The 13,693-nt window shown below is 64.6% G+C and carries 16 protein-coding genes; 7 read left to right on the plus strand and 9 right to left on the minus strand.

Features of this window, described 5'->3' with window-relative positions; translation table 11 throughout:
• The first annotated feature begins 51 nt into the window (after positions 1–51).
• A complete protein-coding gene (locus GFY24_RS24960; RefSeq protein ID WP_309231298.1) occupies positions 52–771 on the plus strand; it encodes a response regulator transcription factor in 720 nt (239 codons plus the stop codon).
• Here GFY24_RS24960 and GFY24_RS24965 read toward each other — a convergent pair.
• The 3 genes from GFY24_RS24965 to GFY24_RS24975 all read right to left on the minus strand — a co-directional run bounded on the left by GFY24_RS24965 (position 688) and on the right by GFY24_RS24975 (position 2,962).
• Entirely contained in the window at positions 688–2,133 is a 1,446-nt protein-coding gene (locus GFY24_RS24965) for an ATP-binding protein (protein WP_309231299.1), read from the minus strand. The genes GFY24_RS24960 and GFY24_RS24965 overlap by 84 nt on opposite strands.
• Before the next feature lie 137 nt (positions 2,134–2,270).
• On the minus strand, positions 2,271–2,684 hold the full coding sequence (locus GFY24_RS24970) for a hypothetical protein (protein WP_153807516.1): 414 nt from the start codon (positions 2,682–2,684) through the stop codon (positions 2,271–2,273).
• Entirely contained in the window at positions 2,681–2,962 is a 282-nt protein-coding gene (locus tag GFY24_RS24975; protein WP_153807517.1) for a hypothetical protein, read from the minus strand. The genes GFY24_RS24970 and GFY24_RS24975 overlap by 4 nt, the downstream gene beginning before the upstream one ends.
• A gap of 213 nt (positions 2,963–3,175) precedes the next feature.
• On the opposite strand from GFY24_RS24975, the gene mtnA reads away from it, so the two are divergent.
• The 3 genes from mtnA to mtnC are packed head-to-tail and all read left to right on the plus strand — an operon-like array spanning position 3,176 to position 6,082.
• Positions 3,176–4,795 carry an S-methyl-5-thioribose-1-phosphate isomerase gene (mtnA, locus tag GFY24_RS24980; protein ID WP_153807518.1) on the plus strand — a complete coding sequence of 540 codons (1,620 nt, stop codon included), beginning with the start codon at positions 3,176–3,178 and terminating at the stop codon, positions 4,793–4,795.
• Positions 4,796–4,814: 19 nt separating this feature from the next.
• Positions 4,815–5,390, plus strand: coding sequence for an acireductone dioxygenase (locus GFY24_RS24985; RefSeq protein ID WP_153807519.1), 576 nt, complete (start codon positions 4,815–4,817; stop codon positions 5,388–5,390).
• On the plus strand, positions 5,387–6,082 hold the full coding sequence (gene mtnC, locus GFY24_RS24990; RefSeq protein WP_153807520.1) for an acireductone synthase: 696 nt from the start codon (positions 5,387–5,389) through the stop codon (positions 6,080–6,082). The genes GFY24_RS24985 and mtnC overlap by 4 nt, the downstream gene beginning before the upstream one ends.
• A gap of 6 nt (positions 6,083–6,088) precedes the next feature.
• Here mtnC and GFY24_RS24995 read toward each other — a convergent pair whose 3' ends face one another.
• Genes GFY24_RS24995 through GFY24_RS25005 form a run of 3 tightly spaced genes read right to left on the minus strand, consistent with a single transcriptional unit; the run spans position 6,089 to position 7,750 of the window.
• Positions 6,089–6,916, minus strand: a complete 828-nt coding sequence (locus GFY24_RS24995; protein ID WP_309231300.1) for a DUF5753 domain-containing protein — start codon at positions 6,914–6,916, stop codon at positions 6,089–6,091.
• Positions 6,913–7,443: a DUF6879 family protein gene (locus GFY24_RS25000; RefSeq protein ID WP_153807521.1), complete on the minus strand. Its 531-nt coding sequence runs from the start codon at positions 7,441–7,443 to the stop codon at positions 6,913–6,915. The genes GFY24_RS24995 and GFY24_RS25000 overlap by 4 nt, the downstream gene beginning before the upstream one ends.
• Entirely contained in the window at positions 7,424–7,750 is a 327-nt protein-coding gene (locus GFY24_RS25005; protein WP_153807522.1) for a hypothetical protein, read from the minus strand. The genes GFY24_RS25000 and GFY24_RS25005 overlap by 20 nt, the downstream gene beginning before the upstream one ends.
• Positions 7,751–7,972: 222 nt before the next feature.
• On the opposite strand from GFY24_RS25005, the gene GFY24_RS25010 reads away from it, so the two are divergent.
• From GFY24_RS25010 to GFY24_RS25020, 3 genes are all read left to right on the plus strand, one after another.
• Positions 7,973–8,254 carry a hypothetical protein gene (locus GFY24_RS25010; protein WP_153807523.1) on the plus strand — a complete coding sequence of 94 codons (282 nt, stop codon included), beginning with the start codon at positions 7,973–7,975 and terminating at the stop codon, positions 8,252–8,254.
• Between the two features lie 569 nt (positions 8,255–8,823).
• Positions 8,824–10,305: a group II intron reverse transcriptase/maturase gene (ltrA, locus tag GFY24_RS25015; RefSeq protein WP_309231301.1), complete on the plus strand. Its 1,482-nt coding sequence runs from the start codon at positions 8,824–8,826 to the stop codon at positions 10,303–10,305.
• Between the two features lie 542 nt (positions 10,306–10,847).
• Positions 10,848–11,639: an SDR family oxidoreductase gene (locus GFY24_RS25020; protein ID WP_153807524.1), complete on the plus strand. Its 792-nt coding sequence runs from the start codon at positions 10,848–10,850 to the stop codon at positions 11,637–11,639.
• Between the two features lie 48 nt (positions 11,640–11,687).
• Here the strand turns inward: GFY24_RS25020 and GFY24_RS25025 are convergent, their stop codons facing one another.
• The 3 genes from GFY24_RS25025 to GFY24_RS25035 are packed head-to-tail and all read right to left on the minus strand — an operon-like array spanning position 11,688 to position 13,693.
• The gene (locus GFY24_RS25025; protein WP_194853012.1) at positions 11,688–12,362 is read right to left on the minus strand and encodes a cation transporter; all 675 of its coding nucleotides are present in this window, start codon (positions 12,360–12,362) and stop codon (positions 11,688–11,690) included.
• Positions 12,363–12,373: 11 nt separating this feature from the next.
• A complete protein-coding gene (locus GFY24_RS25030; protein WP_309231302.1) occupies positions 12,374–12,703 on the minus strand; it encodes a metalloregulator ArsR/SmtB family transcription factor in 330 nt (109 codons plus the stop codon).
• A gap of 33 nt (positions 12,704–12,736) precedes the next feature.
• Positions 12,737–13,693 carry a YafY family protein gene (locus GFY24_RS25035; protein ID WP_309231315.1) on the minus strand — a complete coding sequence of 319 codons (957 nt, stop codon included), beginning with the start codon at positions 13,691–13,693 and terminating at the stop codon, positions 12,737–12,739.

A 13,693-nucleotide genomic window follows, 5' to 3' on the forward strand; every position in this document is an offset into this window, starting at 1 on the left:
TCTGCCGAGCCGTCCTGCTTCGCGCGCCGGCCGGTAGTGCATGCTGGGGCGGTGCGGGTGCTGGTGGTCGAGGATGAACAGCGGCTGGCGCGGACCATTGCGCGCGGGCTCGAGCTGGAGGGTTTCGTGGTGCAGCTCGCGCACACCGGCAGCGAGGGGCTGTGGTGGGCGATCGAGGATGATTTCGATGTGATCGTGCTCGACATCATGTTGCCGGGATTGAGCGGGTACGAGGTGCTGCGGCGGCTACGGCACCGGGATGTGTCGACGCCGGTGCTCATGCTCACCGCCAAGGACGGGGATTACGAGCAGGCCGACGCCCTCGATCTGGGCGCGGACGATTATCTGACCAAGCCGTTCTCATTCGTGGTGTTGATCGCGCGACTGCGGGCACTGCTGCGCCGGAGGTCACCGCAGCAGCCCGCGCAATTGTCGGCGGGGGATCTGATCCTCGATCCGGCGCGACGGACGGTGCGGCGCGGGGGCACCGAGTTGACGCTCACGCCGCGGGAGTTCGGCTTGCTTGAGTATCTCTTGCGGCACAAGGGAATTCCCGTCACCAAAGCCGAGATCCTGCGCAATGTCTGGGATGCACACCATGAAGGCCCGGAGAATGTGGTCGAAGTGTATGTCGGCTATCTGCGCAAGAAGATCGACGCGCCGTTCGGGCAGAGCAGTATCGAGACGCTACGGGGCGTCGGCTACCGGTTGATCGATCCGGGGACCGGCGACGGGCAGAGCGATAACGAATCTGGCTCCACCCCAAGGTGATTCGTCGACGGTGACGCTGCCGCCGTGCGCGGCGACCAATTCGGCGACAATCGCCAGGCCGAGCCCGGATCCACCGGAGGCGCGCGCCCGATCCGGCTCCAGCCGGACGAAGCGGTCGAAGATGCGCGCCCGGTCGGCGACCGGAATGCCGGGGCCGTCGTCATCGACGACGATGCGGGCGTAATCACCGTCCTGAGCCACCGCGAGGGAGATCTTCGAATCGGCGTGCGCCGCAGCATTCTCGGCGATATTGCGGAGTGCCCGCGCCAGCCTGGCGGGATCGCCGATCACCCGGGTCGGGCGGATATCGGTGCGGATGGTGAGCGCTGCGCGGCCGCGCAGCGCGGCGGCCTGCGCATCGACGAGATCGTCCAGATCGACATCGCCTGTTCGCAATTCGAGTCTGTGTTCATCGGCGGCGGCGAGGGTGAGTAGATCCTCGATGAGGTGGCGCATGCGTTCGGTCTCGGGCAGCAGGGTACCGGTGATCAGTTCGCGGTCCAGTACCTCGGGCCGGTCGCGCGCCAACTCCAAAGCCGCGGCGACCGCCGCCAGTGGACTGCGCAGCTCGTGAGAGGCATCGCCGACGAACCGGCGTTGCGCCAGATGACCGGCTTCGATGCGGGCCAGCATGGCGTTCATGGTCTCGGCAAGGCGCGCGATCTCATCGTGTGCGGGCGGGACAGGTACGCGTTCGGAGAGATCGGTTGTTCCGATGCCGGTGACCCGGCGACGGATATCTTCCACCGAGCGCAGCGAGCGCCCGACCAGTAGATACGTCGCCGCTGCCGCCGCGGCGACGACGATCGGGCCGCCGCCGGCGACCAATGCGGCCACTTTGGTCACCGCATGCTCGACCGGTTCGGTACTCACCGCGACCGTGACGGTGTATCGGCCCAGCGGTGTGTGCACCGCACGCGCGGAGACCCGCAGATCGTCGTCGTCCGGCACCGCCTCCCAGCCGACCACCCGGTCTCCGAACTTGGCCGGATCGAGCAGGGGCACAGTCGTTTTCGGGTCGGAGGAGCGCAGGACCCGCCCTTGCGGATCGATCACCTGGACCGCGTCGATCGAACCGCCCGTGGAGAACAGCGACGCGGGCAACTGGGCGACCACGCTCTCCGGCGGCTCCTGCGCCGAGATCCGCGCCAGCTCGGGTGCCATCGCATCCAGCTGGGCGACGGCGGAATTGTCGAGTTCGCGCATCAGCGACTGTCGCAGCAGCAACAGCATGGCTCCGGCGGCGACCAGCAGCACCGCACCCACCACCAATGCGGCCAGCAGCGCGGACCGGACGCGCAGCCCCCAGCGGGAAGGTCGCAGCCACTCCGGAATCCGATTCACGCACCCATCATCGATCACGCCGGTCCTTCGGCAACGACAGACCAGGCCGGAATCTCCACCCGCGACGGCCGCCGGCGCGCGTGTTCAACGGTGGCTCGACTTTCGCGCCGAAACCTTCAGGTCTCCTGCCGGTCCCCGAGCGCGACATGGGGCATTCAGGGAAGGGTGTCGGTTTGGATGCGCGGGTCGAGTTTGCGGAGGGTGTCGGGGCGATCGGTCAGGCAGGGCCAATCACGGCTCACCGCTTCGATAGTCGCGTGCCCGGCGGGGATCAGGGCATCGGCGTCGATGCGGTCGGCCAGGGCCGCGCCGAGCTGGTCGCTGGCAGGGCGGTCGAGAGGCTGGATGACGGTATTGGGCAGATCCAGCAGTACGGCCAGAATGTCCAGGCGGCCGGGCGGGATCAATGCGCGGGCCGCGGCCAGAGCCGTCGCCGGAATGATGATGGTGTGCCCGGCATCGGCGGTGGCCCACACCACCGATTGCACGTAGGCGACGCGATGTGCCCATGCGGTCAGCGCGGCCGTATCGAAGACGACGCCGCCGAGGGTGGAGCCGGCGGAGATCATGCCGCGCCGGCATGGTCGCCGGTGGCATCCTCCTCGGATAAGGGTGGGAGGCCCTGCACGGCACGGGCGCGATTGATGAGATCCAGGGGCGGGCGGCCGCCGAAGACCTGTTCGATACGGGCCAGCGATTCGGCGCGGTCCACGCGGACCTTCACCGATTCCGCGACGAAGGCGGAGATGGATTCGATACGGCCCTTGCTGCGCCAGTCGTCCAAGGTGGCGGCGACGTCTTCCGGCACGGTGACCGTGATCTTGCGGGTGCGACGTTCTCTCGCCATACCGGAAGGATAGCGCGGTATGTCTCCAGAACACGAGAAGGTAACGGTGCGATCCCACCCGGCAGGACCGGCATGACCGTCGCCGATTCGGATTCCGCTGATCTGAAACCTGCCGGTCACGCGCCGATCCGTGTTCGATACGGTGGGCGGGTGCCGGTCGCGATGCGAAAACCGTGGCGGGCCGCGCCGATTTCGCGAGAGGACAGACGATAGATGGCTGAGAGTTCGATCGAGTGGGTCGACGGTGCCCTGGTCACCATCGATCAGCGTGCGCTACCGCAGCAATTGCGGGAGCTGCGGATCACCACGGTCGACGATCTCATCGACGCCATCAAATCGCTGGCGATTCGCGGGGCTCCGGCGATCGGGGTTTCGGGGGCGTTCGGGGTGGTGCTCGCTGCGCTCGCGGCCACCACCGATGGAGTGGTGAATACCGAACTGGTCGAAGCCGAGTCCGCGCGTGTCGCCGATGCCCGGCCGACCGCGGTCAATCTCGCCTGGGGTGTGAAGCGGGCGCTGGCACAGTTGCCGAATGGTGTGCAAGCCGTGCTCGACGAGGCCCTTGACATGCTGGCCGAGGATGGTCGCGTGAATCTGGCCGCGGCCACGCATGCCGCTGATCTCGTGCAGCGGCTCTGCCCGGATCGGCCGCTGCGGATTCTGACGCACTGCAATACCGGTCGGCTCGCGACCACTGCGGTCGGGACCGCGATCGGCGCGTTGAATGTGCTGCATCAGCGGGGCGCGCTCGCGGAAGTGATTGTGGACGAGACTCGTCCGCTGTTGCAGGGTGCGCGGTTGACCGCGTGGGAGATGGCCGAGGCGGGTATTCCGCATCGGCTCACCATTGATTCCGCTGCCGCCTGGGCGATGGCGACCGAGGGTGTGGACGCGGTCATGGTCGGCGCGGATCGGATTACCGCCGATGGTTCGGTGGCCAACAAGATCGGCACCTACATGCTGGCCATTGCGGCGCGGCGGCATGGGATTCCGTTCATTGTGGTGGCGCCCGAATCCACTCGGGATGTGGCGACCGCGCGGGGCAGTGACATTGTGGTGGAGCAGCGGGCGGCGGGGGAGGTGACCGGATTCGGGGGTGTCGCAACGGCTCCCGAGGGGACGCCGACCTTCAATCCGGCGTTCGATGTGACTCCGCCCGAGTTGGTGACGGCCGTGGTCACCGAAAATGGCGTGCTCGGCAATCCCGCACTCGATGCGGGACGCGAGATCGCGGCCATTGCGCGGGGGCTTTACGCCAATGGGTGGATGCCCGGTACTGCGGGCAATATCTCGGTGCGCCAGGGTGATACGGCTGTTGTCACGGCAAGTGGGCTTTCCAAGGGGGAGCTCGACGGGACCGACATGGTGACCGTCGCGGTCGCCGATTCCGAGCCGGTATCGGCGACCGGGCGGAAACCGTCCGCGGAGATCACGATTCACACCGCCGTCTACCGCACCACCGATTCGAGCGCGGTCGTGCATGTGCATCCGCCGCATGCGACCGCCTTGTCGATCGGTGCGGCCGGTGCCGATGTGCAGCCCGTGCGTTTCGCCGGATACGAGCTGATCAAGGGCCTGGGTGGAGTACGCCCCGACCTCATCGATATCCCGGTGTTCCCGAATCATGCCGATGTGCCGCAGATCGGCGCGGATATCGAGAAGTACCTGACCGCGCATCCAGAGGCCCCGCCGGTGCTGTTCATTGCCGGACATGGGATTACGGCATGGGGCGCCACTTTGGCGCAGGCCCGCGATCGAGCCGAATGCCTCGAGGCCATGTGCGAATTGACCACCTTGACCGGTCACCGTGAGATTCCGGTGCGCGAGAATTAGTTCCGAGGAGGAACCCGAAATGACTCTGCTGCAGATCATGTCCGATCAGGACTCCGCCGAGGTCAAGCTGCGCACCAGCGATGACGCGGTAATCGCCGCCGAATTGAACAAGCGCGGCATCACCTTCGAACGCTGGTCGCTGTTCGACGGCTTCAGCGCCGCAACCTCGACCGAGGACCTGCTGGCCGAATATCAGTCGCGCATCGACGCACTCAATTCGGACGGGCGCTACAAGTTCATCGATGTGGCGCGCATTCACCCCGATGCGGCCGACCCGGAGTGGCCCGCCAAGGCCGTGGCCGCCCGCACCAAATTCCTGGACGAGCACCGGCATGCCGAGGACGAGGTGCGTTTCTTCGCCGCCGGTCAGGGCTGCTTCTACCTGCATCTCGGCGATGAGGTGCTCGCAACCGTGTGCACCGCAGGCGATCTCGTGTCGGTCCCCGCGGGCACCCTGCATTGGTTCGATATGGGTACTTCGCCCGAATTCGTGGCTGTCCGTTTCTTCGAGGAGAAAGACGGCTGGATAGGCGATTTCACCGGCGACAAGATCTCCGGCGGGTTCCCCACCCTCGACGAACTCCTCGCCGCATGATCAACGTCATCGTCCTCGATATCGAGGGCACCACCAGTCCGACCAGTTCCGTGCGTGACGAACTGTACGGCTACACCCGCACCCGCCTACCCGGCTGGCTCGACGAAAACTGCAGCGGCGCAGCGGAATCCATCATCGCCGAGACACGCACCCTGGCCGAGCAGCCGGACGCGTCCGTCGCCGCGGTTGCCGCCATCCTCATCAATTGGCTGAACACGGACGTAAAGGCCGAACCACTGAAATCGGCCCAAGGCATCATCTGCGCCGAAGGTTTCCGCAACGGTTCCCTCTACGGCGAATTCTTCCCCGACGTTCCCCCCATGCTCCGAGCCTGGCGCGAATCCGGCCTGGAACTGTACATCTACTCCTCCGGTTCGGTCCGCAACCAAAAGGACTGGTTCGCCTACGCCCGCCCCGGCAACCTCTCCCCACTGATCACCGGCCACTTCGACCTCACCACCGCCGGCCCGAAACGCGAAGCCTCCTCCTACGAAAAGATCGCAGGCACAATAGGAGTCCCCGCCGAAAGCATCTTGTTCCTCTCCGACCACTCCGACGAACTCGACGCCGCCGTAGCCGCAGGCTGGCAAGCAATCGGCGTGAGCCGCCCCGGCGAACCCAACCCACCCCGCCCCCCACACCCCTGGATCAGCGACTTCGCCGACATCGAACCCAATCCGCCGCGGGAATAGGCGCGTCTATCGCCGTTTGTCGAGCTCGGACATGATCAAAGTACGGGCGGCGGTGCCGATCACGGCTTGTTCGGTGAGTGTGCGAAATGTCTTCTCGTACAAGGCGATCTCACGTGGTTGTGTGATGGTGAGTTCGGCGGTGATTGTTTCCACGAGCACCTTCCTGCGGTCGAACATGCAGAAGTTCGATTGCGGGACAAGGTATTCGGTGTCCGCGGGAATCACGCCGAGTACTACGCGTGGCAGTGACATCGCGACGAGTAACCGGTCGAGTTGGCCGATCATGATGTCGTTGTCACCCACGGTGGTATGCAACGCCTGTTCGGCGATGACGAAGTGGAATCGGTGATCTCCTCGGTACAGGACGTGTTGTTGTTCCAGTCGGGCGGCCACCATGGCCTCGAGGTCCGCGCGGGTTCCGTGGTAGAAGTCCAGGACTCGGCCTATCAGCGCCTCGATGTAGGCGGGTGTCTGGAGCAGTCCGGGCACCACCCACGGCTCGTACCAGCGCATCAGCTTGGTTTCGGCTTCCCATTTGATCGACTGTCGTTGCCGAACCGGGAGCCGCATTCGCTTGATCTCCAAGTACACGGCTTCGACATTCCGCAGGGACGCAATCAGGTCGGGTATCTGATTGTCCGCGCGGCACGAACGACACCAGGCGATGATGTCGCTCTCGGTGGGTGTCTGGTGCCCCAGTTCGATCTTCGACATTTTCGATCGCGGCCACCCATGCATAGCGGCCAGCGCCCGCGCGGTCAGCGCCGCGTCCTTGCGGATCTCGCGGAGCCGACCGCCGAGCGCCTGTCTGGCTTGCTGTGCGGGACCGGTCACTGGGCGGCAGTGGCTACAGCGTAGTCGGCGGACGGGATGGCCAACGGCCACAATCGATCTCGGATAGTTCGGATGTGCGCGGCGATGACTGGGTCTGTCGTAGTCGCCAATCCAGCCCCAGCACCGGTCGGCGTGAAGACGCTGAAGGCGACGAGGTTGTCATCGAAGATCCACCAGTCATCGCCACCGAGCTGTGTGGGATCAACCGTGTGCCGGGGAAGGTATCGGACGTCCTCGCCGGCTTCGGCGTTGAGCTGCGCGATATGGAGAGCGAATCGCGTGTAGTCAGTATGGGGTTCGGTGACTACACGGACCCGCCGCACGACCTTCCCGGAAGCCGTAGCGTCGCGAACGACACTCGCCCAGCCGGCGAACCAGGCGTAGTCGTCAGGTTCGCCGGCCAGGAACTTGCGGAACGGCTCGTCTTCCTCCGGCTTGCTGTAGGTGTCCTCCAGTTCGAGGTGAACCGCTACAGACCAATCCGCACGGAAAAGGCGGTCCGCGTCCTCACCGTGATGCAACAGCATCGGGGCGGATCTCCTGTCCTAGGGGTACTTCGATACTCATCTCGTGGTCGGGGGTGGCCATCTGCGCCAGCGCTTCGAGGTCGGTGACCGGTGCCCCGCTGAGGACGAATGTGCCGTGCCCGGTGTCCTCGAGCAAGGTACCCAAACATGTTCCCGGCTTCAGGAATTCGAGTAGCCGGTGCGGGATCTCGATCTGGCCGGGTGTGTCCGTCTTCCATCCTTGGCACACGTAGGTGCCGCGATCGGAGAGGTACAACGTAGGTGATTGATTGCCGGTGGTGTTCTTGCCGAGGAATGTCAGCCACATGGGGTTTCTCCCTGTCCCAGCGTGTTTCGCGAAGTTTCTTCGCGCCTTCAATGGTGGCTCCATCGGTGTTGAGCGGTCAATGAATCGAACAATTTGAAGAAACTTCAAGAAACTTTGTGGCGTCTGTTGCTTGCGGACTCCTAGCGTCGAATTCCAGGCGTTCGGGGTAGGTGCAGTCGACCCGCCCCCGGACTGCCGCACCATCGACCCGAGGAGGCAGCCGTGACCGACGAACCCGGGGCCACGCCGCAGACCAGGTTGTACGAATTTCCCGGCGGCCTGTTCGAACTACAAAGCGCCGCAGACGAATCCGATGACTACTCAGGGTTCCACCTGGAGTTTTCCGGACGCGGTGCACTGATCGGACCGCACGACGAAGGGCTCGTGATGAAGTACAAGCCAACGGCTGTCGGCTACCTCCGCACCGATGTCTCTGGCGTGGCCCAGCTCTGGGACCAATCCCAGGTGCGCCGTGAGGCGCTGTTATCCATGTTGGAGGTGTGATGACTCCGAAGTGATTGTGTCGCAGCATGATCGCTGTAGCTGAGGGCAGTCTGATCCGGGAGACGCCGGGGAGGATGGGAGCAGCCCTGACAACGCCGGGAGGTGTCAGCACTGCCGAATGGTGCAGGTCCGGCAAGCGTGGGACAAAGGTGGACGCAAGGAACCAGTGTCATTAAGCCCCTCAAGCGTCCCGTCAGCTCGAAACTCGGTGGATCTGGGCTGAATTGCGGTGCGCACCGTCGTCGTTCGTGGCGACGGGAACTCCCGAGCCGGTTTCTGAGTGTCGGTAGGGAGGTCACGGTGAAGGACTGCGGCGTAGCCGTGACCATGCCGCAGGGGCATAGCTGGCCACCTCCTGTCCCGAATGGATAACAGTGAACACGGGAACCACTCCGCGTCGTCCCGGAATAGCCACGGCCAGTGGCGATTCCGGGGCAGGCTCGTCGTCAGCTGATGGTGTGTGAGTGGGGCGGAGGGGCCGTAGTAGTCCGAGGCCGGGAAAGCCGGACCGCATGGCGAAGGGCCCCAGTGGATATCGCGGTAAGGAGCCGTAATGGACGGAGACGCTTGTGAATACGGGTGAGTCGTGGCCGGACTTCGATGAGGCCTGGTCGCGAGTACGTCGGATGCAGTCCAAGCTGCACTGGTGGTCGACCCGTGAGGCGGGTCGGCTGTTCGATGACCTGCACAACCTTGTGTATGACCCTGCGTTTCTGGTGCATGCTTGGGAAAGGGTTCACGGCAACAAAGGTGGACGAACCGCCGGTGTCGACGGGGTGGTCCCTCGCTCGATCCCGAAGGAGTTGATCGCCTTGGTGTCGCAGTTGCAGATCGCGCTCAAGGAGCGGAGCTATCGGCCGAACCTGGTGCGGGAGAAGCTGATCCCGAAACCGGGCAATTCCGCCAAGAAACGCAGGCTGGGGATACCGACCACAGCGGACCGGATAGTGCAGGCGTCGCTGAAGTTGGTGCTCGAGCCGATCTTCGAAGCCGATTTTCAGCCCAGCTCCTACGGGTTCCGGCCGAGAAGACGTGCTCAGGACGCGATCGCCGAGATCCACTTCCTCGGCATCCAGGGCTATCAGTGGGTGCTCGAAGCGGATATCGAGGCGTGTTTCGACCGGATCGATCACACCGCTCTGCTGGAGCGGATGCGTCACCGGATCGTGGACAAACGCGTTCTCGCACTGGTCAAGTCGTTCCTCAAAGCAGGAATTCTGTCCGAGGACGGAACCGACCGGAATTCCCTGATGGGAACACCGCAGGGCGGGATTCTCTCGCCGCTACTGGCCAATATCGCACTCTCGGTCCTGGACGACCACTTTCAACACGAGTGGGATGTCGCCGGCGGTGGAGTGCGTTATCCGGAATCGCGGCGGGCGGCCTTGCGCCGCAAGGGATTCGCGACTTATCGTCTCGTGCGTTACGCGGACGATTTCGTTGTCCTGGTCCACGGGAAAGAACATCACGCCCACGAGATCAGGACAGAGGTCGCGCAGGTGCTCCGGCCGATGGGATTATCCTTGTCGCCGGAGAAAACCCATGTCGTGCATATGGATTCGGGTTTCGACTTCCTCGGCTGGCGCATCCAGCGCCGGATCAAGGCGGGCACGAACACCAAGATGATCTACACCTACCCCTCGAAGAAGTCGCTGGCTTCGATCGTCAGGAAGGTCAGATTCATCACCCGCAGGCAGGGGTCACCCTACAAGACGCTCGAGGTGCTACTCAAATACCTGAACACTGTTGTTCGGGGCTGGTGTCTCTATTTCCGACACGGGGTCTCCAAAGCCACTTTCAGCTATTTGGCCTACTACACGTGGTGGGCAGTAGTTCGGTGGCTCAGGAAACGACACCCGCGCCTGGGTTGGCGGAAGATCAAACGCCGGTTCCTCACCGAGAGACCGGATCAGCGCCCAGAAGAGAATGGGACCGTGCTCTACAACCCCAGCGATATGGCCATCGAGCGATACCGATACCGGGGCAACACGATTCCGACACCGTGGAGTGTCCGCGCAGCGCAACTCGAATACGCAGCAACACCAGCATGATGTCCATGGAGAGCCGGATGCGGGGAGACTCGCACGTCCGGTTCGGAGGGCGGTCCTGGGAAACGGACCCGAGGCAACTCGGGCACCGCGCCCAGGGCCGACCCCTACATCCGCAGGCTTGCAACACGTCTCGGCTACGACTTCGCCGACATGGTGATCTACGACCCGAAGTTCGGTCGCCCTCCGTTGGCTCGGCTGAAGGCGCAAGCAACCCGCCTGGGCGCCGAAGCCGTCTTCGTCCCTGGCGCTGCACATTTCGAGGGCGGGGAAGTGCCGAGGACGCTGGTCCAGCAACTCGATGTGATCACCGTGGAACCCGAGAGAACCTACGCGCGACGGGCCCTGCCGACAATACGGGGCTTGCCGCCCGCAAGGGCGAGCGAAGCCTAGTCACCACAACCGCTTCGCCTCGAAGTAGGGTCACTGGTCAGATGATCACCAGGAACCTATGTCAGTTTCGGCGCGGAAACTGCACCGCCAGCTCCTTGTGAGCAGCTGTCCAGCAGCCGATTTCAGGGCTGGTTCGACGGGGAGGGATACGGATGACGTCACAGGTGGGGTTCGCGGGACGTACCTACGTGGTTACCGGGTCGGCCTCCGGTATCGGCGCGGCGACCGCCCGGCTGCTTCGGGAGCGTGGGGCCACGGTTGTCGGATGCGATCTCGCAGCTGCCGAGGTGCACGCCGATCTGTCCACACCTGCAGGCAGACAGTCTCTGGTCGATCAGGTGAGCGAGTACGGCCCGATCGACGCGGTTCTCGCTATCGCAGGCGGCGGCAAAACCCGTCTGCTGGAGACGAATTACTTCGGCGCGGTAGCGACCTTGGAAGGGCTTCGACCGCTACTCGCGCTCAGCCCCGCGCCGCGCGCGGTCGTGGTTTCATCAACTTCGTCTCTTGCTCCGGCAGATGAGCGGATCGTCTTGGCGTGCCTCGCGGGCGATGAGAACGCTGCCGTCACCTATCTCGAATCGGATCCGACCGCCGGCGGTCCGACCGGCGGATACGGAATCGCAAAGCGGGCGCTGAATCGCTGGGTGCGTAATGTCGCCGCCACCGACGAGTGGGCAGGTTCCGGAATCGCCCTCAACGCCATTGCCCCGGGAGTCGTCGACACGCCTGCATCCGCGTACATCTTCGCCGACGACAACGTGCGCAAGGCCGTGGAAACCGCCGCGCCACAACCATTCGGTGGTTTCCCCGGAAAGCCGGAATGGGTAGCCGAACTCATCTGCTGGCTCGCCAGTGCGGACAACCGCTTTGTCACCGGCCAGGTCATCTTCGCCGATGGGGGTTCGGAAGTGGCTCTGATCGGCGATCGCCATTGGCGCTGAAGGACATTGGAGATCGCCGGCTCGGATGAATGTCCGATGGGGAATTGCTCAGGCGCAGCAGTCGCAGTCATGTGAAGCTGCCGGCCCGGCGGTCGCGGTAGCGGGGGTTGGGCAGCAGGAGTCGCCTTTCCAGGCGTTGATGCCTTCTTTGATGGCTATGGCGGCTATTGCCAGGGCGGCTAGGGGGTCTGCCCAGGACCAGGTGAAGAGGGTGTTGAGGAGGAGGCCGACTAGGAGGATTGCGGAGAGGAAGGTTTGTTTGGAGTCGGCTACCGCTGAGGCCGAGCCCAACTCTCGGCCTGCTCTGCGTTGGGACCAAGACAGGACGGGCATTATTGCGAGACTGGCTGCGGCCAGGGCGATTCCGATGGAGGAGTGTTCGGCGTCTGCTGCGCCGAGGAGGGATCGGGCGGAGTCGACTGTGACGTAGAGGGCCAGGGCGAAGAAGGAGAAGGCGATTAGGCGGAGGGTGGTTTTCTCGCGGGATTCCGGGTTCGGGGAGGAGAACTGCCAGGCCACGGCGGCTGCGGAGGAGACTTCGATTATCGAGTCCAAGCCGAAGCCGATCAGGGCCGTCGAGGAGGCTCGGTTGCCTTCGGTGAGGGCGATGATCGCTTCGAGCACGTTGTAGGAGATGGTTGCTGCGACGAGCCAGCGGATCTGCCTGGTTAGCAACGCTTTTCGCTCAGGAGAGGGGGCCGCGACCGACGGTACGGAGGGCATGCCGAGCGATATCAGCAGCAGCCTTCGGTTTCGGATGATGCGCAGCAGGCCGGATCTACGGCCAGGACGAGGCCCAGGAGGTCTTCCAGGGCTCGGGCGATGCGGGGGTCGGCCAGTTCGTAGCGGGCGCGGCGGCCTTCCGGAACCGCGACCACCAAGCCGCAACCGCGTAGGCAGGCAAGGTGATTGGAGAGGATCTGACGGGAGACGCCGATTCGGTCGGCCAGGTCGGAAGGGTAGCGGGGCTCCGTCCGCAGGCTCAGCAGGATTTGGGTGCGAGTCGGGTCCGAGAGTGCGTGGCCGAAGCGGGCCAGGGCATCGGTGTGTAGCGACGTTTCCACCCGACCAATAGTACAGATAATTCTGTATTCAGATCAATCTGAACTATTGGAACCTGCGGCATGGAGTCTGCTTGCCAGCGCGTGGCAGCGGGTGGCGAGTTCGGGAGGGGTCAGTACTTCGAAGTCGTGGCCGAGTCGTAGGACATGGAGGAGGACGGCGTCGAGATCGGCTGCGCCACTGAGCACTTCGCAGCGTTCCCGGCCTCGCGGTTGGACGACGGCCGCTGCGGCCGGGATTTGCGCGCGGACCGTGGCTGCGGGGGCGTGCACCAGGAATCGGGCCTGCTGGGCGTAGACGCGGCTGGCCACGCTCTCCTGTACATAGGTGACCGCGTCGGGGGCGGGCCGGGGGTGGAAACGCCAGGTGCGGGCGGTGACCGCGGTCATGCGGTCGACGCGGAAGCTGCGCCAGTCTGCGCGGTCGAGGTCGTAAGCGAACAGGTACCAGCGGCGGTCGGAGGCGACCAGTCGGTACGGCTCGACGCGGCGGCGGCGGAGCGTGGCATCGGACGGATAGTCGAAGCCGGTCTCGAGTTCATCGCGGCAGGACCTGGCCAGGGTCATGAGCACCTCCGGATCGACGGGGGTGCGGCCCCCGTCGAATGATTCGATCGCCCCGGTGAGGGTGCGCACCTCATGCCGTAAACGGCTGGGCAGCACGCGATCCAGCTTGGTGAGCGCCCGGAGTGCGGCATCACCGACACCGGCGACCGCGCCACCCGCGCCGACCAGCAGTGCGACCGCGGTGACGATCGCCTCCTCATCGTCGAGCAGCAGCGGCGGCAGATCCTGCCCGGACCCGAGCTGATATCCGCCGCCGACACCCTGACTCGCGTGTACCGGATAGCCCAGTGCACGAAGGCGTTCGACATCCCGGCGAACCGTACGCGGTGTGACTCCGAGCCGGTCGGCGAGTTCGGGGCCGGTCCAGACTTGGCGTTGCTGCAGCAGCCCGAGCAGGTTGAGCACCCGCTCGGTGGTACCGCGCAC

The sequence above is a fragment of the Nocardia sp. SYP-A9097 genome, assembly GCF_009649815.1.
GTDB lineage: Bacteria > Actinomycetota > Actinomycetes > Mycobacteriales > Mycobacteriaceae > Nocardia.